The sequence below is a fragment of the Streptomyces sp. NPDC048644 genome (genome assembly GCF_043199105.1).
Classification (GTDB): Bacteria; Actinomycetota; Actinomycetes; order Streptomycetales; family Streptomycetaceae; genus Streptomyces.
In genome coordinates this window covers 183,491-208,746 of the sequence record NZ_JBICVO010000007.1, presented here as the reverse complement: position 1 = coordinate 208,746, position 25,256 = coordinate 183,491, and the positions used below count along the sequence as shown (strand labels likewise).

The 25,256-nt window shown below is 71.2% G+C and carries 11 protein-coding genes; 4 read left to right on the top strand and 7 right to left on the bottom strand.

The window, feature by feature from the left end; genetic code table 11:
• Positions 1–34: 34 nt before the first annotated feature.
• Genes ACGFNI_RS18110 through ACGFNI_RS18085 form a run of 6 tightly spaced genes read right to left on the bottom strand, consistent with a single transcriptional unit; the run spans position 35 to position 16,082 of the window.
• On the bottom strand, positions 35–6,760 hold the full coding sequence (locus tag ACGFNI_RS18110; protein ID WP_393684863.1) for an amino acid adenylation domain-containing protein: 6,726 nt from the start codon (positions 6,758–6,760) through the stop codon (positions 35–37).
• A gap of 1 nt (position 6,761) precedes the next feature.
• Entirely contained in the window at positions 6,762–10,181 is a 3,420-nt protein-coding gene (locus ACGFNI_RS18105) for an AMP-binding protein (RefSeq protein ID WP_393684861.1), read from the bottom strand.
• Positions 10,174–11,253 carry a GntG family PLP-dependent aldolase gene (locus tag ACGFNI_RS18100; RefSeq protein ID WP_393684860.1) on the bottom strand — a complete coding sequence of 360 codons (1,080 nt, stop codon included), beginning with the start codon at positions 11,251–11,253 and terminating at the stop codon, positions 10,174–10,176. Before ACGFNI_RS18100 ends, ACGFNI_RS18105 begins: the two co-directional genes overlap by 8 nt.
• Positions 11,250–13,529 (bottom strand): pyridoxal-phosphate dependent enzyme, encoded by a 2,280-nt coding sequence (locus tag ACGFNI_RS18095; protein ID WP_393684858.1) that lies wholly within the window; start codon positions 13,527–13,529, stop codon positions 11,250–11,252. The genes ACGFNI_RS18100 and ACGFNI_RS18095 overlap by 4 nt, the downstream gene beginning before the upstream one ends.
• 1 nt (position 13,530) lies before the next feature.
• Positions 13,531–14,511, bottom strand: a complete 981-nt coding sequence (locus ACGFNI_RS18090; RefSeq protein WP_393684857.1) for a kinase — start codon at positions 14,509–14,511, stop codon at positions 13,531–13,533.
• A 20-nt stretch (positions 14,512–14,531) separates the two neighbouring features.
• Positions 14,532–16,082: an argininosuccinate lyase gene (locus ACGFNI_RS18085; protein ID WP_393684855.1), complete on the bottom strand. Its 1,551-nt coding sequence runs from the start codon at positions 16,080–16,082 to the stop codon at positions 14,532–14,534.
• A gap of 764 nt (positions 16,083–16,846) precedes the next feature.
• On the opposite strand from ACGFNI_RS18085, the gene ACGFNI_RS18080 reads away from it, so the two are divergent.
• Positions 16,847–22,186, top strand: coding sequence for a sacsin N-terminal ATP-binding-like domain-containing protein (locus tag ACGFNI_RS18080; RefSeq protein WP_393684853.1), 5,340 nt, complete (start codon positions 16,847–16,849; stop codon positions 22,184–22,186).
• A 39-nt stretch (positions 22,187–22,225) separates the two neighbouring features.
• Here the strand turns inward: ACGFNI_RS18080 and ACGFNI_RS18075 are convergent, their stop codons facing one another.
• The gene (locus ACGFNI_RS18075; protein WP_393684852.1) at positions 22,226–22,909 is read right to left on the bottom strand and encodes a LysR family transcriptional regulator; all 684 of its coding nucleotides are present in this window, start codon (positions 22,907–22,909) and stop codon (positions 22,226–22,228) included.
• Positions 22,910–23,190: 281 nt separating this feature from the next.
• Here ACGFNI_RS18075 and ACGFNI_RS18070 point away from each other — a divergent pair, with 281 nt between their 5' ends.
• From ACGFNI_RS18070 to ACGFNI_RS18060, 3 genes are read left to right on the top strand one after another with little or no spacing between them, the layout of a single operon-like run.
• Complete coding sequence (locus tag ACGFNI_RS18070; protein WP_393684850.1) at positions 23,191–23,871, top strand: CatB-related O-acetyltransferase; 681 nt, start codon at positions 23,191–23,193, stop codon at positions 23,869–23,871.
• Positions 23,868–24,815 (top strand): virginiamycin B lyase, encoded by a 948-nt coding sequence (locus ACGFNI_RS18065; RefSeq protein WP_393684849.1) that lies wholly within the window; start codon positions 23,868–23,870, stop codon positions 24,813–24,815. The genes ACGFNI_RS18070 and ACGFNI_RS18065 overlap by 4 nt, the downstream gene beginning before the upstream one ends.
• Positions 24,812–25,159, top strand: a complete 348-nt coding sequence (locus tag ACGFNI_RS18060) for a YciI family protein (RefSeq protein ID WP_393684847.1) — start codon at positions 24,812–24,814, stop codon at positions 25,157–25,159. The genes ACGFNI_RS18065 and ACGFNI_RS18060 overlap by 4 nt, the downstream gene beginning before the upstream one ends.
• Positions 25,160–25,256 lie beyond the last annotated feature (97 nt).

Sequence of the window (25,256 nt, the reverse complement as noted above, 5' to 3'; positions counted from 1 at the left end):
GTTCCTTCCGCCCTCGTCACGGGCACCTGGTCCGTCAGAGTGCGAGCAGCAGGGCGCACAGCAGGCCGCCGTCGTCCACCCGCCGGAGGAACTCCTCCCAGTGGGGCGATTCGGCCACCTGCACGGCGTCGGCCGAGTCGCCGAAGTCGAGCAGCCCGCCGCTGACGTCCTGCCAGATACGCCGCAGCGCCTCCTGGTCGGCGGTGTCGATCAGCGCGATGCGGTGCGGTTCGCGGTCCGGCGTGGCCAGGAAACCCGCCAGCATCGCCCCGACCGCCCGCAGCAGCCGCCCGGCGCTCTCCTCGGTGAAGAGCGTGGTGTCGTACTGGAGCGTCAGCCCCGGCGCGCCGTCCGCCACGAACCGGAACGACAGGTCGAACTGGCTGGTGGCCGACGGCACTTGCTCCAGAGCGCCGACCAGACCCGGTATCCCGTCCAGGCGCAGCGGATAGTTGTCCACCGTCACCAGCACCTGGACCAGCGGCGAGGTGCCGGGACGCCGTTCGGCCCCCGTCACCCGGACGATCTCCTGGAACGGCAGATGCTGGTGCTCCAGCGCCTCCAGCGCGCTCGCCGTCACCGTCTCCAGCAGCCGCGTGGTGCTCAAGCCCGGCTCGACGTGGTAGCGGAACGGCAGGGTGTTGGCGAAGAAGCCGATCAGGTTCTCGGTCTCCGGCAGGGCACGCCCGGCCACCGCCGCGCCCAGCACCAGGTCGGACTGCTGGGCGAACCGCGACATGACCGCCGCGACCGCCGCGTGGAAGACCATGAACGGCGTGCTGTCGTGGGCGCGGGCCAGCGCCCGGATCCCCTCCGCCGTGGCACGATCCCAGACCGTGGTCAGCTGCCCGGCCGCACGGGAGCGGTCCTCGGTGCGTTCGCTGTCGGTGGCCAGTGCGAGGGTGTCGGGGCAGCCGTCCAGGTACGCGCGCCAGAACGCCCGCTCCTGGCCGGCCTGTGCGGCCAGGAAGTCCCGCTGCCACACCGCGAAGTCCCCGTACTGCGCCGGAAGTTCGGGCAGTTGAGGCTGCCGTCCCTCGGCGGCGGCCAGATACGCCTCGGTGATCTCCCGGACCGCCACGTCCGTTGACCAGCCGTCGGAGACGGTGTGATGGCTGCTCCACCGCAGGATGTGCTCGGTGGGGGAGAAGCGGTACAGGCGCGCGACGACCAGCGGCCCGCGGGCCAGGTCGAAGCGGTGCGCCAGCGCCTGCTCCCGCACATGCGCCACCATCGCATCGGGCGCGTCGAGCCCGAGCCCGACGGCGTCCTCGGTCTCAAGCCGCACCCGCGCCTCCGGATCCGCCGCCTGGTACGGGACGCCGTCCCTGGCGCCGAACCGGATGGACAGGATCTCGTGGCGGTCGGCCAGCAACTCCACGGCGCCGCGCAGCGCTTCGGCGTCCAGCGGGCCCGACAGGCGCAGCAGTGACGTGTTGTCGTAGGCACGGTCGTCGGGATCGACCTGGTTCAGGAACCACAGGCTCGACTGGCCCGCGGTGAGCGGGAAGGTGTCCGTCCCCGCGGCGCGCGGCGGGATCCGCAGGCCACCGGCGTCCGCGGACGAGCGGCCGGACGTCACCTCGTCGAGCCGGGCCGCCAGGGCGCGCGGCGTCGGGTTCTCGAACAGCAGGCGCAGCGGCAGGTCCTGCCCCAGACGGTCCCTGAGCCGCGCCATGACCTGGGTCGCGTGCAGCGAGTGGCCGCCCACGTCCAGGAAGTGGGTGCCAGGGGACGGCCTGCGGTCGAGGCCGAGCACCGCGGTCCATACGTCGATGACGGTGTTCTCGGTGGCGGTCGCGGGTCCGCCGTCCTGCTCGTCACCTGCGGCGACGGCCGTCAGGTCCCAGCGGGCGAGCGCCGCGGTGTCCACCTTGCCGTGCGGGGTGCGCGGCAGCCCGTCGAGCGGGACCAGGTAGTCGGGGACGGCGTACCGGGGCAGCGTCTCGGCGAGCCGGTCGCGCAGCGCGGCGGCCGTGACGCCGATCCGGCGGACCTCCGCCGCAGGCGGTGCGGCCTCGTCCGGCGCCCGGTTCTCGGCCGCCTTCGGCACGAAGAAGCCGACGAGCTGCGCGCCTTCGCCGCCGTCGCGGACGACCACGGCGCTCTCCTGGAGGTCGCCGACACCGGCGAGGGCACGCTCGACCTCGCCCAGTTCGATGCGGTGCCCGCGGATCTTCAGCTGACTGTCGATACGGCCGATGAACTCGAAGGTGCCGTCCGCGAGTTGACGCCCCCAGTCGCCCGTGCGGTACGCGAGGGCCGACGGGGCACCGGCGAACGGGTCGGGGACGAACGCCGCCGCCGTACGCTCCTCGTCGTTGACGTAGCCGGCCCCCACGCACAGCCCGCCGACGTACAGCTCGCCCGGGGTACCGAGGGGCACCGGCTGCCGGTCCGCGTCGAGCACGTACACCTTGGCGTTGCGGATCGGGCGGCCCACCGGCACCGACGCCGCCCGCTCGTCCGCCTCGCCGACCAGTTCGTGGTGGGTGCAGTCGTCGGACACCTCGGTGGCGCCCCACATGTTCAGCAGCCGCACCTGCGGCAGCTGCCGCCGGAAGGCGTTGGCACAGCGCGGCGTCAGCGTCTCGCCGCTGGAGACCACCCAGCGCAGCGCGAAAGGACCGAACGCCTGCGCCCCGTGGTAGGCCAGCTCGGAGCTGAAGACGCTGAGGACGGACGGCGAGACCTCAAGGACCGTGATGCCGTCGTCGGCCACCGCCCGCAGCAGGCGGGGCGGGTCCTGGCTGAGTTCATCGGGGTAGATCACGGTGGTGGCCCCGACCACCAGCGGGCCGAGCAGCTGCCACACCGAGATGTCGAAGGTGCTCGCCGCGTCCTGGGACAGCAGATCACCCGGGCCCATCTCCAGGTCGCCGAGCTTGGCCTCCAGGTGGTTGAGCATCCCGTCGTGCCGCAGCAGCGCACCCTTGGGCTCGCCCGTCGAACCCGACGTGAAGATCACGTAGGCGGCGTCCCGTCCCGTGGGCGCGGGGCCGGTGTACGGCGGGTGCCCCGCGGACTCGCCCAGCGCCCGCGCCAGGTCGAGCACCGCAATCCCGTCGCCCGCGGCTTCGGTGACGGCGGCCCGGAACGCGGTATCGCACAGCACCGTACGGGCGCCGCTGGTCCGCAGCATGCCGGCCACCCGGCGGACCGGACCGCCGGGCAGCGGCAGGTACACGGCGCCGGTGCGCAGCACGGCGAGCACGGCGGTCAGATGGTCGAGCCCGCGGGCGGCGCCCAGCGCCACCACCTCGCCAGGCCGCACCCCCTGCTCGTGCAGCCACGCCGCCAACGCGCCCGCGCGGTCGGCGAGTTCGCGGTAGGTGAGCGCGTCGTCCCCGCACCGGGCGGCGGTCCCGTTCGCGTACCGGTCTACCGCCTCGTCGAAGCGGGTGAAGAAGCCCGGCGCCGATAGCGGCACCGGCGGCTGCCCGGCCCCGTCCAGCAGCTCCTGCCACCGGTCATCGCCCAGCAGCTCGCGCTGCGTGGGCAGTGCGTGCGGGTGCGCCGCCACATGGGCCAGCGCATTGCGGTACATCAGGCCGATGGTGCGCAGCTGATCCTCGGTGACCCGCTGGACGTTGGCTTCCAGGTCCAGCGTCAGCAGCTTGCTGAAGGGGTCCTTGTTGAACTCGGTGCGCAGCGTGAAGTGCGTCTGGATGTACGCCTTGGCGTCCAGCACCTGGAACCCGGTCGCGTCCGCCAGCCGCTCGTAGCTGTGGAAGTGCGTGTAGTTGAAGCTGACGTCGGTCAGCTCACGGGCCCCGGCGAGCCTGATCAGCTCGGCGTAGGGGTACCGGCGCACCGGCAGCAGGGCGTTCTCCTTGTCGAAGGCGGCCCTGATCAGGTCGTGCCAGACGACGCCGCGGGTGGGCAGCAGGTAGGGCACCACGTTCAGGTGCACCCCCAGCACATCGGTGCCGCCCTCGCCCTCGAACCGGCCGTTGGACTCCACGCCGAGCAGCACCCGGTCGCGCGCGGTGAGCGCGGCCAGCACCCGGGCGTGCACGGCCAGCAGGACGTGCTTGAGCGAGACGCTGTGCTCGCGCGCCAGGTCGTCCAGCGCGTCCGACAGGTCGGGGTCGATGTCCACGGCCAGGAAGCCCATGGTCCCCTGGTGCACGTCGGACGGGCCGTCGGCCCCGCGCGGCAGCAGCGTCGGCTCGGCGTCGGCCAGCTCCTTGGCCCAGAAGTCCGTCACCGTGCCGTCGTCGAGCGCCTGCTGCTCCAGGGCGATGTAGTCGGCGTAGCGGCGCACCGCCCGCGGGGCGGCGGGCAGCTGCGGGTCGTCGCGGAGCGCCCAGTAGTCGGCGAGGATCTCGGTGATCAGCGACGACTCGCTCCAGCCGTCGAGCAGCGCGTCGTGGAAGCTCATCGAGAACAGGAACTCGTCGTCGCCCAGCAGGTGCACGGCGAAGCGGATCAGCGGGGGCTCGGCCCAGTCGTACGGGATGAGCCGCTCGCGCTGCTGCCACTGCGCCAGCTGCGCCTCCTGGTCCTGCGGCGCCTGCCCGCGCAGGTCCTCCACCGCGACGCGCAGGGTGGCCGAGCGGTGCACCAACTGGAGCGGCCGGGAGTAGCCGGAGAAGTGGAACGAGGTCCGCAGCACGTCATGGCGATCCACGGCACGCGCCACTGCCCGTCGCATCGCCTCGTCGTCGTACGCCGTCCCACGGAGCCGGAACATGAAGATGTCGCAGTACATGTTCACCTCGCTCTCGTAGGCGCTGTGGAAGAGCAGGCCGGCCTGGAGCGTCCCCACCGGGTAGGCGTCCTCGATGCCGTCCGCGGGCAGCGCCCTGCGGTCCGCCGCGTCGAGCAGAGCGAACGGCTCGGCGGGCGGCTGCTGTTCGGACTCCGATACCCACTCGGCGACGGCGGCCAGCGCCCGCGGCGTCTGGAGGGCGTAGATGTCGCCGAGTTCCAGGGAAATCCCGCGCTTGAGCGCCTGGGAGCGCAGCTTCAGCGCCAGGATCGAGTCGCCGCCCACACTGAAGAAGGAGTCGTCATCCGTCATCCCGGCCACGCCCAGGACATCGGCGAACACCTCGCGGATGGCGCCCGTCCCGGCATCGGACGCACCCGCGGGGGCGGCCTTGGGGGCCGACTCCCGCAGGGAGTTGGCGGCGGTGGGCGCGGGCAGCCGGTCCTGGTCGACCTTGCCGTTGTGGTTGACGGCGAGCGCGTCGACGGGCACCACGAACGCGGGAATCATGTACGGCGGCAGGCGCCTGCGCAGCCGCGCGAACAGGTCGTCGGCGTCGAGCCCGCCGTCGCCCACCACGTACGCCACGATCCGGGGGACGTCGCTCCCCGGCCTGCGGGCGCGGGCCTTGCCCCGTACGAGGTCCCGCACGTCCGTGATCCGCGGCGACAGCTCGGGCTCCTTGACCACGGGACCGGCCGGCGGCGTCTGCGGCCTGGTCACCACCACGGCGGCTTGGCGGACGGCCGGGACGTCGTTGAGCGCCGCCTGGATCTCGCCGAGTTCGATGCGGAACCCGCGGATCTTGACCTGGTCGTCCTTGCGCCCCTCGTAGGCGAACTCCCCTTCCGGTGTGAGCCGGGCCAGGTCACCGGAGCGGTAGCCACGGCCGCCGCCCGGCAGGTCGACGAACCGCTCGCGGGTGAGGTCGGGGCGGCCCAGATAGCCGGACGCCACGCCGGGCCCGGTCACCAGGATCTCGCCGGTCTCGCCGTCCGGCACCGGCGCGAGCGCGTCATCGACCAGGACGAAGTCCAGGTCGGGCAGCGGACGGCCGATCAGCGAGCGGCCGTCCTTGAGGTCGGCGCCGCGCACCCTGCGGTGGGAGGCGTGCACAGTGGTCTCGGTGATGCCGTACATGTTGACCAGCGCCGGTCCCGCATCGCCGTACTTGGCCACCCAGCGGCTCAGGTCGGAGAAGTGCAGCGCCTCCCCGCCGAAGACCACCCAGCGCAGCGGCAGCCGGTCCTGGTGCCCGGTGTCTTCGGCGATGAGCTGTTTGAAGGCCGTCGGGGTCTGGTTGAGCACCGTCACCCGCGCCTCGTCCAGCAGCCTGCGGAACGCCTGCGGATCCTGGGCGGTCTGCCGGGGCACCACCACCACGCAGCCCCCGTACAGCAGCGCGCCCCACATCTCCCACACGGAGAAGTCGAACGCGAACGAATGGAACAGCGTCCACACGTCGTCGGGCCCGAAGCCGTAAAGGGACTCGGTGCTGGTGAACAGGCGCAGCACATTGCCGTGCGAGACCTCAACTCCCTTGGGGCGCCCGGTGGTTCCCGAGGTGAAGATGACGTACGCGCGGGTGTCGCGGCCCACGGCCACCGGAGCCCCCGCCGCGGGCGCGGGCAGCGGATCGTCCACGCACACCGCAGGCACCCCGTCCGGCAGCAGACCCGCCAGGTCACGGGAGGTGATGACCACCGAGGGCGCCGCGTCCTGAAGGATCAGCTCCAGGCGCGCCGCGGGGCTCGACGGGTCGAGCGGCACGTACGAGGAACCGGTCCGCAGCGCGGCCAGGGCGGCGGCCACCATGTCGGCCGACCGCTCCAGCAGGATGCCGACCGGGCGTTCGGGATCCCCGGCCCGGTCCTTCACGGCGGCGGCCAGGGACCTGGCCCGCTCGTCGAGTTCCCGGTACGTCAGCGACAGGTCGCCGCAGCGCACCGCGGTGCGCCGGCCGTGTGCCCGCACCACGGCGTCGAACGCCTCGGTCAGGCTGTCCACGTCCGCCAGAGGCGAGGTCGGCACGGTGTTCTCCTTCATGTCAGCCTCCAGCGATTTCGGTACCGCGGGGTGGGGCGGCGGGGCCGGTGAACTCGGCCAGGGCGGCCTGGAACGCGTCGCGCACCCGGTGTGCGGTCTCCGCGGGGACCAAGTGCTCCTGGTGCTCCAGGCGGAACACCAGACGGTCGCCGTGCCGGGCGCCGTACAGGCTCACCGCGAAGGCCGCATCGCGCGGCGGAATGTCGACGGCGCCCACCTGGACGTCGCCCAGCGTCTGCCGGCACCCGCTCCACGGAATCGCGAACCCGTCGTCCAGCAGCCCGTCCGCGGACTGCTGGAAGGTCAACGTCGCCTGGAACAGCGGGTTCTGGCCGTGCCGTGGCGGCTCCAGCGCCTTGACGAGCCGGGAGAAGGGCACGTCCGCGAGCTCCATGGAACGCCGCAGCTCCTGCCAGGTGCGGGCCCGCAGCTCACCGGCCGCGTCACCGGAACGGAAGTCGCCCAGCAGCGGCACCATGTTGACCAGATAGCCGACCGTGCCGGAGAACCGCCAGTCGGAACGGTTGTGGTACGGCGTCGCGATGACGATCCGCTCCTGGCCGGTGACCCGGTGCAGCGCACGCAGATAGGCGGCGGCGAGCACGGCGAACGGGGTCTGCCCCTGAGCCCTGGCGTCCTCGTACACCCGGCGGGTGAGGCCCGCGTCCACCGCGAAGTCCACCACCCCCGCCGGAGTGCGGCGGCGCGGCGCCGGCCGGTCCGAAGGGAACAGCAGATGACCGCGGAACGGCCGCCACTTCTCCGCCGCTTCGGCGACCCGGCCCCTGGCGTCCGGGGTGTCCAGCGCACGGGCCTGGTGCCTGGCCCAGTCCACCGCGCCGCGGGTGGCACCCGCGGCGTCCTGCCCCGGTCCGTGCAACGGGGTGTCAAGGAGCGAGGACAGCAGTTCGGCCAGGACGATCCGCAGTGACCAGTAGTCGACCACCGCATGATGGGCCGTCAGCAGCAGCACGGTGCTGCCGGGCGCACACACCGCCGCGGCACGCACCAGCGGACCGCCGGTGAGGTCGAACCGCCGGTGCGCCACGTCCGCCAGCAGCCGCCGCGCCGCGCCGTCGTCGTCGGCGCCGGTCTCCCAGTGACTGAAGTCCAGGCGCAGGGCGCCCGGTTCGTGCAGCACCTGTGTGCCGGTTCCCGGTTCGCCCAGGGTGGTCCGCAGCGCCGGATGGCGGGCCATGACGGCGCCGACCGCGGCACGGATCCGCTCCGGATCGAGCCGGCAGCCGATGCGCAGGGCGACCGGCAGGTTCTGGGCCGTGTCGTCGGGCAGCAGCTCATGACGGAACTGGAACTGGACCTGCCCCTCGGTCGCCGGATACGGCCGGTCCGGGTCGGCCGGGGGCACCTCGCCCTCGCCGTCCGCCGCCCCGGTCCCGGCGGGCGCCCCGGTGGCCAGCGCCTGCGCGACGTCGTCGAGCGACCGGTCACCGAAGAACAGCTCGGCACCCACCCGCCGCCCCGCATGCCGCTCGATGCCGGTACGCAGCGCCACCAGCTTGAGCGAGTCGAGCCCCAGCGCCGCCAGCGGCTGCGCGAAGTCGTCCGGCGTCGGCGCGGCACCCACGTGCGGCGCGACCAGTTGGGCCAGGGCCGCCCGCACCACCTGCGGATCCGACGCGGCCAGGGCCCGTACGTCCACCGCACCGGCCTCCGGGCCTGGCTGCTCCGCCGTCGCCTCGCCGACCCGGCGCAGCCGTCCTTCGATGAAGCGCTGCCGTGTCTCGGACCTGCGGATCTTCCCGCTGGACGTCTTGGGAACCGAACCGGGGAAGACGAACACCACCTCGGCAAGATCGAGACCGCATTCGGTACCCACCCGGCGGCGCACCGCAGCCGCCAGCTCCCGCACCGCCCCGGCGTCGGCCCGCAGCCGGGACAGCGCGGCCCGCGCCGCCTCCAGCACCAGCACCACCCGGGGCTCCGCCAGATCAGGCTGGAACGCCGCCGCGCAGCCGCGCCGCAGATCGCCGGAGACGGCGGAGGCGACGTTCTCGATGTCGTGCGGATAGAAATTGCGCCCGGCGACGATGATCAAGTCTTTGCGCCGGCCCACCGGATACAGCTGGCCTTCGCGGAGCGCACCGAGGTCGCCGGTGCGCAGGAAAGTACCCTCCTGCCCGGCCACCCGGGCACGGAAAGTGTCTTCGGAGACCTCAGGACGCCCCCAGTAGCCGCCCGCCACACTGGCGCCGCGCACGCAGATCTCGCCGACCTCCCCGTCCGCCAGAGCGCGTCCGTCGTCCGAGCGGATCACGATGCCGGTGCGCGCGGCGGCCTTGCCGCAGGACACGACGGTGACGACGTCCTCGTCCCGCCCCGCCACCGCGTGATCGAGACGCCCGCGCTCCACCGTGCGGCGGCTCACCTGAAGGCTGCGGTAGCCGGTCATCGGCTCGGCGCCGGAGACGAACAGCGTGGCCTCGGCCAGCCCGTAGCACGGGTACACCGCCCGCTCGTCGAACCCGTGCCGGCCGTACAGCGCGGCGAAGCTCTCCAGCGTCGCCGGGATGATCGGCTCCGCCCCGTTGAACGCGATCCGCCAGGAGGCGAGATCGACACCGGCCAGCCGGTCCGCGTCGTACCGGTCGGCCAGCAGCTGGTAGGCGAAGTTGGGCCCGCCGGAACAGGTCGCCCCGTACCGGGAGATGGCCTCCGGCCAGATCAGCGGATCGTGGATGAACGCGAAGGTGTCCAGCAGCACGGCCTTGATGCCGAGGTACAGCGGCAGCAGCGCGGCGCCGATCAGCCCCATGTCGTGATAGAGCGGCAGCCAGCTGAGGATGACGTCGTCGGGACGGATCCCGAACCCCTCGGCGATGGCCCGCTCGTTCTCGACGAGATTGCCGTGCCCGACCATCACGCCCTTGGGCTGCCCGGTCGACCCCGATGTGTACTGGAGGAAGGCCAGCTCCCCGCCGTCGAGCGCGACGGTACGGTACGGGCCGGGCCCGGCTTCCCTGACCGACTCGACGCTGTGCAGCTCCAGTTGGTGCGTCCCGGCGAACCGCGGGATGTCCTGAAGGTGTTCCAGCAGCCCGGCGCTGGTGAGCGCGTGGGACGGCCGGCAGTCGCGGACCACCGCCTCGATCCGGTCGAGCTTCGCCCCGGGGCGCGGCGGGTACAGCGGCACCGCCGCCACCCCCGCGTACAGGCAGCCGAGGAACGCGGTCAGGTAGTCGAGGCCCGGCGGCAGCAGGAGCAGCACCCGGTCGCCCCGCTGTGCGGTCGACTGGAGGAACGCCGCGACGCCGAGCGCTGACTGCTCCAACTCCCGGTAACTGACGCGGTGTTCACCGTCCTGGGACGCGAAGACGTACGCGACGTCGTCGGGCCGCTGCGCCGCCCAGTGGGAGAGCGCGGCGGGAAGGGAGGGGAACGGTGTGTTCGGCTGCTCAGACACGGTTCCCGGCTCCTGCCTCGGTCGAGAGGGGACCGGCCGGCTCGGCCAGTACGCGTGCGACGACGTCGACCGCGTCGGCCACGTCCTGTTCGCTCAGCCCGCGGTGGGTGACGGCCCGCAGCCGCCCGTGCCCCAGCTCGGCAACGGCAAGACCGTGCCGGCCTGCTGCCTGCGCGAAGGTCTGCACGGTGAACCGGTCGTCGATGACCCGGAACATGACGATGTTGGTCCGGGTGGCGGCCGGGACGACCTCGATGCCCGGGATCTTCGCCAGACCGTCGGCCAGGCGTCCGGCGTTGCGGTGGTCCTCGGCAAGCCGCCCGGCATTCTCGATGGCCAGGATTCCGGCCGCGGCGACCACCCCGGTCTGCCGCATGCCGCCGCCGAGCATCTTCCTGATCCGGTGCACCTTGGTGATGAAGGGCCTGGTGCCCACCACCATGGAACCGATGGGCGCCGACAGCCCCTTGGAGAGGCAGAACTGGACGGAGTCCGCGTGCCGGGCGATGTCCGCGACCGGAACGCCGGCGGCCACGGCGGCGTTGAAGATCCGCGCACCGTCCATGTGGACCGGAGTGTCCCGTTCCCGGGCGAACTGCCGCACCTCGCGCAGGTAATCCAGCGGCAGGACGGCGCCGCCGCACCGGTTATGGGTGTTCTCCAGGCAGATCAGGCCGGGCAGCGCGAACTGCGGGTCGTCAGGATCGTCCGGGTACCCCTTGGCGAGATCGTCCAGGAGCAGCCGCCCGTCCGGCTGCGTGGGAACCGGCTCGCAGACGACGCCGCCGCACACCGAGGCACCACCGGCCTCGTAGATGTAGATGTCGCTCTCGTCGCCCACCAACGCCTTCGCGCCACGCGGCACATGCGCCATGATCGACGCCAGATTCGCCATGGTGCCGCTCGGCATGAAGCACCCGGCCTCCTTGCCGAGCGTGGCGGCGGCCAGCTCCTCCAGCCGGTTCGTCGTCGGGTCCTCACCGTAGACGTCGTCCCCGAGGGGCGCTTCGCCCATGGCCCGGCGCATCTCCCGGGTCGGCAGGGTGAACGTGTCGCTGCGCAGTTCGATCACTGTGCGTGCCCCTCTCGTGCGTCGTCGCCCTCCAGGACGACGGCGGTCCGGCCGACGGCGTCGGCCAGGATCTTGGTGACCTGTTCGTAGGTGTCGGCGTGGGCGATGACATAGCCCAGACGGTCATAGGCGTTGCGGGGCGCACGCACCTGTGCCCCCTGCCCGGCGGTGACCACCACCCGGTCCACCCCCGGGGTGTCCTGCGCACGGTCGGCCCCGGCCAGTTCGGCGAGGCTCCCCTCGCGGTCCGCCAGCAGGAACTGGATGCCTGCCTGCCGGGCGGGCGCACGCACCGGCTCCGGCGGCAGCCCCGCGGCGACCCGCACCTGCTGGTCGAGCAACTGCGTGCCGGTGGCCAGTTGGACCAGTTCCGGGATCATCCCGCCGGCCAGCCGCGGATTGATCTCGATGATCATCGGTCCTTCCGCGGTGAGACGCACCTCGGTATGGGTGGCGCCGAGCGTGATGCCCGTGGCGAGCACGGCGCGACGCACGGCGTCCTCCAGGGCAGCCGCCTCTCCCGGCGTCAGCGCGGCGGGGAAGACGTGCCGGTACTCCACGAAGTGCGGCAGCCCCGTCACGCTCTTCTCCGTGATCCCCACGCAGCGCGCCTCGCCCTCCCAGCTGAACATCTCGACGCTGAACTCGGGAGCGTCGACGTACTCCTCGATCAGGACGGCGCCCGCGGTGGGCAGCCCGCGGACGTTGAAACGGATGCCGAGGATCTTTTGCGCCTGCGCGACGGCCTCCTCCTCGGTCCTGCACAGCAGCACGTTGTTCGACCCGGAGTCATCGGCGGGCTTCACCACACAGGGCAGCCCCACCGCGGCCACCGCCGCGGGCACCGCCGCGACATCGGTGAGCGTGGCGAACCCGGGCTGCGCCACACCGTGCTCCCGCAGCCGCTCGCGCAGCAGCGCCTTGTTACGGCACACGGCCACCGCTTCGGCGGGATTGCCCGGCATCCCCAGCCAGGCGGCCAGCTCCGCGACGGCGGGCACGTAGAAGTCACTGGTGGTCGTGACACCCGCCAGATCCTCGCGCCGGAACCGCTCCTGGATCGTCCGGCGCGATTCCGCCGGGGAGTTGGTGTCGCAGACGATCACCTCGCAGCCGGCCTCGTCCAGCCCCGCGTAGCGCTCCGGGGCGCTGGTCAGCAGCACGGGCTCGAAGCCGAGACGCCGCGCGACGGACAGCGCCAGCATGCCGGTGCCGGTGGTGTTGGACTCCACGAACAGCAAGTGGCGCGGCTCGTCCGGCAGTTCACGCAGGGACGCGGTGGACCAGCTGTGGACGACCTGCCCCAACGGGACGGTCACCGGGGCACTGCGGGACTCCAGCCGGGACAGTTCCTTCTCGGCCCAGAAGTCCTCGCTGTGCACGGTCCCGACGTAGCGGTCACCCCGGTCCGGCAGGATGCCGACGACGCGGGTGCCCGGCTCCGCGTGCGCCGCCAGATGCGTCAGCACCCGGTACACCGACCCCGAGGTGTTGCCCGCGAACACCTGCTGCTCCCTCGCGAGGGCATGGGCGGACTCGAACGCCTCACGGTCGTTGAGCCAGTGCACCTCGTCGATGACCCGCCGGTTCAGGTTCTTCGGCAACAGGCTGTTGCCCAGCCCGCTCTGCAGCCGGCCTGGGACGTCCGGCTGCCCGAACAGCACACTGCCGACCGAGTCGACGCCCACCACGCGCAGTTCGGGCAGCGTCTGCCGCAGCGCGGTGGCCGTTCCGCACAGCGATCCGCCGCTGCCGACCGAGCCGACCAGCACGTCCACCGGACCGAGATCCGCCAGGATCTCTTCGGCCAACAGCCGGTACGCGCCGGGGTTGTCGGGATTGCTGTATTGCTGGGGCCAGAACGCGCCAGGCAGACCGGCCATCAGCCGCTCCAGCTCCTCCAGCCTGGCACTCTGCCAGCCGTGACTGGTCATCGCCCGCACGACGTGCACCTCACACCCCAGCGCACGCAGCTTCGCCAGGGTCAGGGCATCGATCCGGGGATCGGTGACGATGTGCACCGGGTGACCGAGCGCCGTCCCGACCAGCGCCACACCGAGCGCCATGGTGCCGGACGAACTCTCCACGATGGGCGCGCCCTCGCGCAGCGCCCCCGTGCGCCTGGCCTCCAGGAGCATGTTCCTGGCGACCCGGTCCTTCATCGCGAACGGATTCTGTAACTCCAGCTTGGCGTAGATCTCGACGCCGGGCGCTGCGGTACGCAAACGCACCAGCGGCGTATGGCCAATGGCATCGACCAGGCTGCCGAACAGCATGTCATATCCCCCGCGAATTGTTGGATACGGTCACTTCTTCATCGGCGTCGTAGCTGTGCGGACCCATGGAGCGGTAGAGCGAGACGACCCCGGGAAGCGCCTCACAGGACTTCCGGGCATGAGACAGGCGGTCCGCATGGTCACTGATGTCGTCGCGCAGCAGAATTCCGAGATTCGTGCCGCTGTGCGCCAGCACGAGACCGAGTCCTTCGACCTCGTGACAGATGCGCAGGATGTCGTCGAAGTACGCACGCGCCATGATCTTCGAATTCATGTGTGCGCTATGGGTGGAAATCTCGCCCACCGTTTCGAGATCGCCGCACGAGACCGCCTCACGCAGTCGGTCGAGCAGCTTGCTGTACTTCTTCCGGTCCGCCGCATCGAAGGGTTTGGGGGACCGGTTGAAAAGGACCGTGTCCACCATCCCCCCGATGTCATGGGCGACGATCGTCAACGGGGGCAGAAAGCCCAGCCGTTCCTTCAGCTGGACCTCCCGGTGGTAGAAGGCCACGATGCCCCGGTACATGACGCCGTCCGACGGCTCCACTTCCCTGAGCAGCGCTTCGATCTCGCTCTCCGTGAAGCGCAGCCCGAGGCAGTCGCCCACCGCGTGGGCGGTGGCCACCAGATCGGCGGACGAGCTGGCCAGCCCCTTTCCCTCCGGGAGCGTGCTGGTCAGCGTGAGGACGCCGCCGCTGTCGATCCGCCGGCTCCGCAGGATGCGCTGCGCCAGAGCCTGCGACTTCCTCTTGTGCACGGGGCTGACCTTCACCTCGCCTGCGCCCTCGGTCAGCCGGAATTCGGCGGTGGAGGACAGGGATATCGGCAACGTGACCAGAAAGTCGCGGCCGTTCCCTTCGAGCACCCCCTGCAACAACTCGCCGAACGTACCGTGAGCGGCACCCGCCCCGACCGCTTCCCCGGAAACGGAAACGTGACGATCCGTTCCCACGGAAAGGGGACCGGTACGACGCGTTCCCACGTCTCCCGCACCTCCCGCGCTCACCGGGTCACGCCTGGCGCGTCCGCAGGAGCGGATTCCGGCACGGCGCCGTCGATACCGAGCAGCCGGTCGGTCTCCGCGAGAGCGACGTCAGTCCTTTCCCCGCACGCGGCCCATTCCTCTTCCAGCGCCTCGAAACGGGCGGACTGGGTGTCCAGGAGAGCGCGGACCGCGTCCGGGTGTGCGGATCCCGGAGAGTTCTTCCGGAGAAGTCCGCGGCGGACGTCGAAGGCTTCCGCCAGGAGATGTTCCGGCCTGGAGAGGGTGAAGCCGCTTTTCAGGGCGACTTCCGACAGCAGGCCCGGATCGGCCTGCCGGGGCAGCAGTTCGCGTCCCACCGCTGCGGTGATGTACTGACCCGCGATGACCTGCGCCTTGCGCCACGGCACCCCCTCTTCAAGGGTGAGCAGATTGGCGAGGGAGAACCCGCCCAGATACTCGCGCTCGCACACCGCCAGCATGCGCGGTTCCCGGAATCGGAGATTGTCGAGAACCGTGGTGAACAGATTCAGCGTGGAGCACAGCGTGTCGAACGACTCCAGTACGTGGGAGCCGGCCTCCTTGGAGACCTCGACCGAGTTCGAGTACGGCGTGTTGCGCTGCCCGAGCAACACGTCCAGGTGCAGTGAGGTGAGGTGCGCGGTCTTTCCGCGGATGCGCTCCAGGATCGGATAGTTCTTCTTCTGCGGCATGGCGGACGATATGCCGGAGAGTTCGTCCGGAAGCTCGATCAGCCCGTACTCGGCACTGCCCCAGTTCATCAGGTCGGTGCAGAAGCGGCCCAGCGAAGTGGCGAGTATGGAGAGTTCCGCGGTGATTTCCACGACCCAGTCACGCGATGCCACCGATGCCAGGGCGTGCGGATGGGCCGCCCGGAAACCGAGCAGGTGCGCCATCCTTTCGCGGTCCCAGGGAATTTCCTGACCGGCCATGGCACCGGCACCCAGCGGGCAGAGATCGATTCCCCGATAGGTGTTGAAAAAACGTTCCAGCGAGTGAAGTACCTGGCCGGACACGGCCGCCAGGTAGAAGCCGGGAGTGATGATCTGGGCCGATTGAAGGTGCGTGTACCCCGGCATCGGAGTGTGCAGATGACGGGCGGCGAGCCGGTGGGCGGACCGCCCGAAAGCGGCGAGTGACGCGGCGGCCCGCAGCACCTGGCTCCTGCCGAAGAGCAACTGCGCACAGGCTTGAAGATCGTTGCGGCTCCGGTCGACATGCCACCGGGGCACGGGAGTGGTGAGCCGACGCTCGATATACCTCTCCATGGCGAAGGCGATATCCGAGTGATTGGCCTGCGGGTCCGCCTGGATCCGGTCGGCTGTGACCTCGTTCAGCAGTCGCCCGATGAGCCGGACGTCTTCCTCCTCGATCAGCTCCATGCGCCCGTATTCGGTCGCCAGGACCTTCTCGATGGCCACGTACCAGGGAAGAAGATTTTTTGCCTCGTACCGGAACTGGGGCTCCAGGATCTCTTCATGGAGTAACGCACTGGGGCTTGCGGAAATGCGTCCGCTCAAGCGTTCAGAAGCAACGTCGCGCTCAGGCATCGAACCCCCCGTAGATACGTGTCAGTACCTCGCTGCGGCGCTAAGAAGTCGAGACCGGTGAGCTCTCTCTCCGACCTCGACTGCTGTGGCCGACATAGCTTCGATTGGCGCTTGGGGTGGGTCAAGAGTGAAGTGGCGGTTGAGTCCCCGGATTTCTGACGCGGAATGTCTTATTCCTGCTGTTCAGTGGCGGTCGACCTGCACTGGACCGGCGTCAACACCCGTCTGCAGCTTGTCGCAAAACATTCACAGTGGCGAGATCCGGTTGCCAGGGCCAGGGGCACATGCCGTCTGCGCCCGCGATCGGCATCGCAGCAGGTCGGAGCCATCGGGGGACGCCGGCCACACCGAGCGAACGCCGCACCGGCCGACGGCTGACGACACGGGGCGGCCCCCGGCACACCACCGCCTGTATACGGCCGACCGGTCTCGAAGTCGCCGTCGCCTCGGGGGAGTGGCAGGAGCCATGAACGAGCAATCAGGCGGCCAGAGTTGACCGATCCAGCGCACGCGACGACGGCCACCGCCACCCACCACACCGCCATCCTGCGCGAGGCCGCCTCATCACCTCCCACCGCTCGGGCGGCCCTCGTGAGCGGCCCGCCGTGCGCGCGGGATCGTCGCCCCGTCGAGCGGCGACGTACGGGGTGCGTGCGGCGGGAGGGCGATCGACCGCGGCGTGCGGGAACTCCGGGACGCTCAGTAGGATCACCGGCTGAGTCACCTTCAAAGGGCCGGGGACGAAGGCCGGGGGAGCACACGGCATGACACGCGAGGGACGCCGTCCGACGGCAGGGGCCTTACCGTCACGAGGATCCGCCGCCCGGCGCAAGCGCGTCAGAGACCGGGCCCTGACCGAGGTCCGCGGGTGCCTGCGGGACTGGGACGACGGCCGGGAGGCGGCGCGCGAGGCCAAAGCCGTCGCCGAGACGATCATCTCGCCCGAATACGAGGGGCGGGTGCTCATCGAACTGCTCCAGAACGCGCACGACGCCCACCCCGCGCGAGCCGCCGACGGGCGCGTCGAGATCGTGCTCGACGACGACGAGGGAGAGCACGGCACCCTCTATGTGGCCAACCGCGGAAAGCCGTTCGGTGGCGGGGACTTCAAGGCGCTGTGCAGCATCGCCCTCTCCAGCAAGCGCGCCGACGAGGGCATCGGCCACAAAGGAGTCGGCTTCAAAAGCGTGCTGCACCTGTGCGACGCACCCGAGGTGTACAGCGTGGCGCAGGCCGGGGCCCGCGCCTTCGACGGATTCACCTTCCGCTTCGCCCTGCTCGACGACTTCGACGCGCTGGCCGCCGAAGTGGCCCCCGAACGCCCTGGATTCGCCGCGTACTTGAGGCAGAACCTCCTCCGGCTCAAGGTGCCGGTCTTCCTGGAGGAGGCGCCGCCGGCCGCCCGGCGATTCGCCCGCCGCGGCTTCGTCACCGTCGTACGCCTGCCCCTGAAGTCCGCCGACGCCCGCTCGGCCGCCGGGGCGCAGTTGCAGGAACTCATGGATGACGCGGCCCCGTTCGAGCTGTTCCTCGACCGCCTGCGACGTGTGACGCTGACACGGAAGACCGCGGGCAGGACCCGGAGCAAGACGTGCGAGCGCGAGGTGGAGACGCTCCACAGCTCCCGCGGCCTCAAGGTCCAGCGGGTCACTCTGCGCCGGCGGAAGCAACTGATCGTCGTCTGCGGGAAGGCCGACGCGAACCGGGCACGGGACGCGATTGCCACGTCGATCGAGAAGCGCATGATGCGGCACGACTGGGCGGCGTGGGAGAAGAAGGCCGAGGTGCGGGTCGCGGTTCCGGTCGGTGACCCGCTGGAATCCGGGCGGCTCTACACCTTCCTGCCGATGGCCGAGCAGATACCGGCGCCGGTCCGCGGCTATGTGCATGCGCCGTTCCTGGCCGAGATGAACCGCCGTTCGTTCAACGAGGCCGTGCCGTGGAACGGTCTGCTGCTCGACACCCTCGCCGAACTGTGCGCCAAGGCCGCACTCGCCGCGGCGGAAGGCCGGGTGCAAATCCCCCCGGGCGCCCTCGTCGACCTGATGTGCTGGCGGCGGGACGCCCTGCGACGGCTGGTCTCGGCGTTCCAGGCACTCGACGGCGACCTCGACGACGTGCCCTTCATCCCGGTGCTCGGCACCCGGCCCGACGCGCGCACCTCGCTGGCACGGGCAGCCCTGTGGAACCCCGGGAGCGCCGCTCTCGCCTTCACCCCGCACGCGGTCGCCGCCACCGGAGTCACCGACCTGACCGACCCGGACCTCCACCCCGGCCGGCTGCGGCGGCTGACGGACCTGGCCGGCGCCAGAGGCCGGCGCCTGGAACCGCCGGCCCGCCTCCTCGCCGACTGGGCACAACGGCTCGCCCTGGCCGCGGGCCGCGGTGCGTTCGCCCCGGGCTGGTGGGCGGACTTCTACCACGACCTGTCCCAGCTCTTCCCCGACGGATCCGCCCTGAAAGGCAAACGGATCGTCCTCAGCACGACGATGACGCTGGCACCGGCCGGCGGCGAAGGCGTCTTCCTCGACCGCGGCACCACGGAGAGCGGCGCACTGCCACCGCCGCCCGACGGCCTGTCCGACCGCCTGTTCTTCGTGCACGAGTCGATCGACTGGACCGGCAAGCGGCGCAAGCGCAGAACCCAGGCACGGAACTGGCTCAGGGCGGTCAACCTCGTCCACGACTACGGGGCCGAGCGGGTCCTGGACGTCGTCGCCTCCGTCCTGAGCGGGGACGACGAGGACGGTGATGTACGGCTCCGATGGCTGCGCTACGCCTGCGTGGTGTCACACGCGCTGGAACGCGGCGGGCGCAGGCCCCCCGTCCTGCCGAAGCTCCGGGTGCCCACCCGGTCGGGCTGGTGCGACGCGAACCGGGCCATGTTCGGGCCGGGTTGGCCCGGTGACCACGCCTCCGTCGACGACACGCTGACCCGGTTCCTGGACAGCGTCCTGGGCCTCTCGGCCGTGCTCGCCACCACGGCGGGCCGCCTTCTCGAAGACCCGGGGCACCTCTGCGCGGACACCGGCATCCCCGTAGACGCCATGCGACGCTTCCTCGAACGGCACGGCGTCTTTCACGGGCTGCGCCCCCGCTACGAGTCCTTCACCGGGGAGATCAAGGGAGAAGCCCTCAACCGGCCCGGCTGGTTCTGGTGCCGGACACCCGACAGCGGCGCCGTCCGGCTGTCCCAGTGGCGGGCCACCGCCGAACGCTGGCCCACCCGCCGCCGCGTCACCTACACCAGCGTCGAATACCGGCCGCGCACACCCCAGGCCGTCCTGCCGGGGCAGAACGACTACCCGGCCTTCTCCGACGAGGACCGCAGACGCTACGCGGAGCTGATCGTGCACGGCCTCGCCACCTGGCCCGACACCGCACTGCAGATGCGGTTCATCCGCCACAGCGACTCCAGCGGAACCCTGTGGCCCACCCCGCTGTCCGTCTTCCTCGCCCACGAAGCGTGGATACCGCAGACACCGGCACCGGGCGGGACGGCAGGCCCGACGTTCGCCACGAAGGACACCGCCTGGTGGTGGCTCGGCACCCACACCCCGCCCGCGTTCCTCACGGTGGCGCCGGCCACGCTGCGCCGCAGGCAGTCGGGCCGGCTCCCGGAACGGCTCAGCCTGCTCGGCATCCGCTCCTGGGACGACCCCCGCACCGCCGCGGCCCGGCTCCGCCACCTGCCGGACCTCGTGCACACCGGCCCCCACCTCCGAGAGGGCAGACTCGCCCACGAGATCAGGCGGGAGTACGAAAGGGCATGGGCGCAGTTGTGCCCACCGGACGACGGCGCTCCGGGCGCCGAAATCCCGCTCCGCACCGCACCGGAGCGGCTCGTGGTCACCCGGGCAGGCGTCCTGGAGACGCTCGGAGCCGACGCCGCGGGCGAACCCCTCTTCGTCCCCGACCCGGACGGCGCCCAGAACCGGGCCCTCCTGGACCGTGTCGCCGTCCCCGTGCTCCCGGTCGGCGACAAGGCACTCGGCGGCCGGATCCACGCCTGCCTCCAGCAGACGTCGGCGTTCGACGCCCGACGCTGCGCCGACGCCGAGCACGACATCCAGACCGACCGGCTGCCCGTCCGCGAAGCACCCCGCACGCCGCTGCCCGAGTACGCAGGACCGTGGCTGCGCACGCTGGTGGCGGCCCTCGTGGAGTTCGACGAGGAACGGGCCTTGCGCCCGGAGCCCGTGCCGGTGACGGACATCGACGGGCTGCTGCGGAGCTGTGACGTGACCGTGGCGGGCGAGGCCGTCGTCTGGATCGCCGGACACCGCCTCACCGAGAACGGAGCCGACCGCGCACTGCTCCACCCGCACCCCGACCGCCCCCGCATCGTCGTCGTCCACACCGGGCACCGCACCAGATGGCGGGTGGTGCGCAACGCCGCGCCCGCCGTGGCCTCGCTCATCGGCGCGCCCTACCTCGAAGGGAGCCTGTGGGCCGCGCTGACGAAGCTGGAGGAGCGTGGCCTGGACGTACGGCACGTCGCCGACGAGGACATCGCCGCCGTCCTGGACATCAGGCCGCACCAACTGGAGGCCGTCCTCGCCGACCGCGCCTCACAGCGTTCCGGCAGCGCACGGATCATCCCCCTGCTCGCCTGCCTCGACCTCGACCTCGCGGAGGAACTCCAGCAACGCGTGGAGGACTTCTCCGACCGGGCCGCCTTCCTCACATGGCTGGCCGAGGAGATCGGCACGGAGAACGCGGGGCTGCTCGTGCGGCTGCTGGAGGAGAGTGACCAGGAACGCCAACTGAGCGCCCTGTCCGTCTCGTTGGCCGACGCCAACCGGGCCTGGCGCACACTCGGCCTGCCCGGGACCGACAACAGGGAAAGCCACGAAAGGCAGTTCGCGGCCTGGCTCCAGCGAAACCGTACGGCGGTCACCACGAGGGTCAGGGACGCCCACGCGGACGCGTACCGCTCCGGCCGCTCCCTGACCGGATACGTGCGGCTGCGCTCCCTTCCCGGGCTCGCCCCCGACCCCGCGTGGCACACGACCCGCTGGAACCTCTCCGACGCACTGCTCCGGTCGCACGCCGACACATGGGCGCATGCCCAACTGCCCGCCACACCGGCCGTACCGGCCCGGCTGCGGCCCCTCGCCGACGTACGGGAGGCGTCCAGCGCGACGGTCCACAAGCTGCTGCCCCGACTGCGACAACTGATCGCCGAGTGGACGCAGCTCCACTGCGCCGGCCGGTACGCGGCGATGACGGACGCCCAGGACATCCTGCGCGAGCTGGACGGCGAAGGGCTGCTGGATTTCGAGACGCTGACCGCGAAGCCGCTGCTCCACTGGCTGAAGACCCACGGGTACTGGCCCGAAGGGATGCCGCTGTCGGACCGGCGCGCGGACCTCGGGCTGGGCAGGACGCACCAGCCCGGGACTCCCACGGGCAGCGGCGGCGCGGGCGGCTCGCCGTCCGGCGGGCCAGGGCCTGGGCCTGAGGTGCAGCTCAACGGCAGATCCCTGTCGGCGCGCCGCGACGATCTGCCGGCGCTCGCCCGCGAGGTGACCGCCGACCTCACCGCGGAGCAGCGGGCCACCCCCGCCCGGTCGCCCAAGCGGCTCGCCCCCCGGATTCCACGGCCGCGCACCCCGTCCGGAGGCGGATCCTGGAGCGGCGCCTTCCGGGCGTCCACCGCCGACCCTGACCGCACCGCCGCCATCGGACTCGCAGGTGAGGCAGTGGTGGCCGCATGGCTGCACGAGCAGTTCGGCGTGGCACCCCAGGACTCGTGGCGCTCCGGGCTGCGCGTCCACGGTCTCGCCGGCGGCGAGCAGGGCGACGACCGGCTCGGCTACGACTTCGTCATCCACGACGGCGACCGGACCTACTACTACGAGGTGAAGGCGTCCGTCGGCGACAGCGGCGAGATCATCCTCGGCGAGTCCGAGGTACGGCACGCCTCCCAACTGAAGCCGGGTGAGACGTACTTTCTCGTGTACGTCTCCCACGTACTCGACCGCACCCGCCGCCGGATCTCCGTCCTGCCCAACCCGTTCAGCGCACCGGACCTGGCCGGCTACGAACTGGTCAGCACGCAGATGCGGCTGCGGTTCGACGTCGGCACGGACAGACCCTAGTGGTGCTTGGTCAGCTCTACTCGCCGTCACATCCCGCCGCTACCGCCCGGTCGCGTCCCCGTACACCGGCCGGACGGGGCGTCCGGCCGGTGTACGGGACGGCAGGACGGCGGTCTCCCAATAGGCGGGAATGGGGCCGTTCAGGCGCGGCACGATGTGGTCGCCGAGCACCTCCAGGCTCACCGAATCCTGCCGGGCGAGCGGGTGGTCCGCGGCCACCATCAGGTGGAGCGGTTCCTCGCGCAGCACCACCCCGACGGTCAGGTCCGGCTCGCGGACCGGCAGCCAGGTGGTCACCGCGTCGACCTCGCCGGCCCGCAAGGCCCCGAACGGATCGCTGAAGAACACTTCCCTGAACCGGAGTTCGGCGGACGGGTGCCGGGCACGGAAGTGGGTCAGGACCGGGGCCATGTCGTGCATCTGCGCGCCCATGACTCCCAGCGTCAGCGTGCCGGCCGAGTGACGGGCGATGGTGGTCACCTCCGCCACGGCTTCCTGGATGCCCTCGTATGCCGGTTTCAGCCGCTGGAGCAGTGCCTCTCCGACGGGGGTCATCCGCACGTGACGGCTGGTGCGCTCGAAGAGCTGGGCGCCGATGGCGCGTTCCTGTTTCTTGATCGCCTGGCTGACACGGGCCGGGGAGACATGCAGGCGTTTGGCGCTGCGGCCGAAGTGGAGCTCCTCCGCGAGCGTCAGGAAGATCTCCATGTCCCGCAGTTCCATCCTGTCCCCCCGGTTCCCCCTGGCCCCCGGAATCGTGAACCTCTGGGTTAACGACCATAACAAGATCGGCTGTTGTTCCCGGACCGCCCGGTACGCATACTGGTTCCGGGCCGGGAGGCTGTCTCCCGCAGGTGACATGATGCGGCAGGACCGGCCCGCTCAATTCGGCCGACGACCCGAAAGGCGCGGACCGCGCGGAAGGCGCGTACCTCATTGGTCATGTGGCCCTGCCGCCCCGGGCTCCGCCCGCCGAGCACGAACCCCCACGGAGAGATTCCCGCGTGACATCTGACCCGAGCGCTGCCCGGATACCCGACCCGGCCACCGTCCATCCACTGCCCGCCCACGAGCGGGTCGTCTTCCTCAAGCCACTGGTCGCCGGGACGAACGTCGTGGTGGGCGACTTCACGTATTACGACGACCCCGACGGCGCGACCGACTTCGCGCAGCGCAATGTGCTGTACGCCTACGGCCCGGAACGGCTGATCATCGGCAAGTACTGTGCGCTCGCCACGGGCACCCGGTTCCTGATGGCGGGCGCTGACCACCCGTCGATGGGGGTGTCCACCTTCCCCTTCACCATGTTCGGCGGGGAGTGGACCGAGCGGACCCTCGACCTCGTCACCGGCATGCCGAGCCGCGGGGACACGGTGGTCGGCAACGACGTGTGGTTCGGATACGGAGCCACCGTGATGCCGGGGGTACGGATCGGCGACGGCGCGGTGATCGCGGCCGGAGCGATGGTCACCGCCGACGTGCCGCCTTACACCATCGTGGGCGGGAACCCGGCCAGGACGATCAGACAGCGCTTCGACGACAGCGACATCGAACGGCTCGTGCGCGTCGCCTGGTGGGACTGGCCCGTCGAGCTGGTGACCGCGCACGCCCGGACCATCATGGCCGGCTCCCCGCAGGACATCGAGCGCATCGCCGCCGCCGAAGGTCTGGAGCAGCAGCAGTGACGACGCAGCCCGTCGAGGAGTACGCGGTGTCCGGTCGCGACAGCGGCCCGTACGCGGTCACCACCGGCCCGGACGGCGCGCTGTGGTTCACCATGGTGCACAGCGGCAGGATCGGCCGGCTCGTCCCGGGACAGGAGCCGACCAGTCATCAACTCGCCCCGGACAGCGGTCCGACGGTCATCAGCAATGGGCCGGACGGCGCACTGTGGTTCACCGAGTACCGGGCGCACCGGATCGGCCGCATCACGACGGGCGGCCGGGTGACGGAGTTCGCGCTGCCGACCGCGGAGTGCGGTCCCTTCGGTATCGCCGCGGGGCCGGACGGCGCGCTGTGGTTCACCGAGACCGCCGCCGACCGCATCGGCCGCCTCACCACCGACGGAACGGTGACGGATTACCCACTGCCGCGCACCGGCGCGTTCCCCTCCGCAATCGCCGCGGCCGGGGACGCGATGTGGTTCACCATGAACCAGGCCAACGCCATCGGCCGCATCGGCATGGACGGCCGCACCACGGTCCACGAACTGCCCACTGAGGCGGCTGCACCGGTCGGAATCGCCGTGGGCCCGGACGGAAGCGTCTGGTTCACCGAGATCGCGGCCGGTCAGATCGGCCGGATGGCACCCGATGGCCGGATCACCGAGTACCCCCTGCCCGACCGCTCGGCCCGGCCGCACGCCGTCACCACCGACGCCGACGGCACGGCGTGGTTCACCGAGTGGGGCGGCAACCGCGTCGGCTCGGTCACATCCGACGGCACGGTCACCGTCCACGACCTGCCCACCCCGGCCTCCGAGCCGCACGGGATCACGGTGGGCCCGGACGGCGCCCTGTGGACGGCCCTGGAGACAGGCGCACTGGCCCGCATCAAACCGGTCACCACCAGAACCACCACCAGGACCACCATCACCACCCAGCACACCGAGCAGAGGAACACCTCATGAAGTACGCCCTCGTGATTTTCGAGACGCACGCGTCACGCGCCCGGATCCAGGCCGACCGCGACGCCTACCGGAAGGCGTACGAGACCTGGATCGGCCAGCTCGCGGCAGCGGGCAAACTGGCGGGCGGCGACGCCCTCGACACCGAGCACCAGGGCCCCGTCACCGTGCGCAAGACGGCGGACGGATCCGTAGCGGTGACCGAGGGGCCCGTGCACAGCGGCGAGGAGACCCTCGGCGGCTGGTTCGTGCTGGAGGTGGCCGACCACGCCGAGGCCATCGAGCTGGCCCGCGGCTTCCCCACTCCGGAGGCGCTCGAAATCCGCCCGATCCTCGAATCGGCCTGAGCCGCATGTGGCCCTCGCCGCCCTCCGCCCGGACACCCGACGTGCCTGACCGGCACGGCATCCCGGGTCCTGAGCGCTCCACCCCTTCACAGGAGTT

What these genes read in the sequence shown, in the direction of transcription:
- ACGFNI_RS18060 (WP_393684847.1), top strand. Translation starts at nt 24,812, where the DNA reads ATGAAGTACGCCCTCGTGATTTTCGAGACGCACGCGTCACGCGCCCGG.
- ACGFNI_RS18080 (WP_393684853.1), top strand. Translation starts at nt 16,847, where the DNA reads ATGACACGCGAGGGACGCCGTCCGACGGCAGGGGCCTTACCGTCACGA.
- ACGFNI_RS18085 (WP_393684855.1), bottom strand. Translation starts at nt 16,082, where the DNA reads ATGCCTGAGCGCGACGTTGCTTCTGAACGCTTGAGCGGACGCATTTCC.
- ACGFNI_RS18075 (WP_393684852.1), bottom strand. Translation starts at nt 22,909, where the DNA reads ATGGAACTGCGGGACATGGAGATCTTCCTGACGCTCGCGGAGGAGCTC.
- ACGFNI_RS18110 (WP_393684863.1), bottom strand. Translation starts at nt 6,760, where the DNA reads ATGAAGGAGAACACCGTGCCGACCTCGCCTCTGGCGGACGTGGACAGC.
- ACGFNI_RS18095 (WP_393684858.1), bottom strand. Translation starts at nt 13,529, where the DNA reads ATGCTGTTCGGCAGCCTGGTCGATGCCATTGGCCATACGCCGCTGGTG.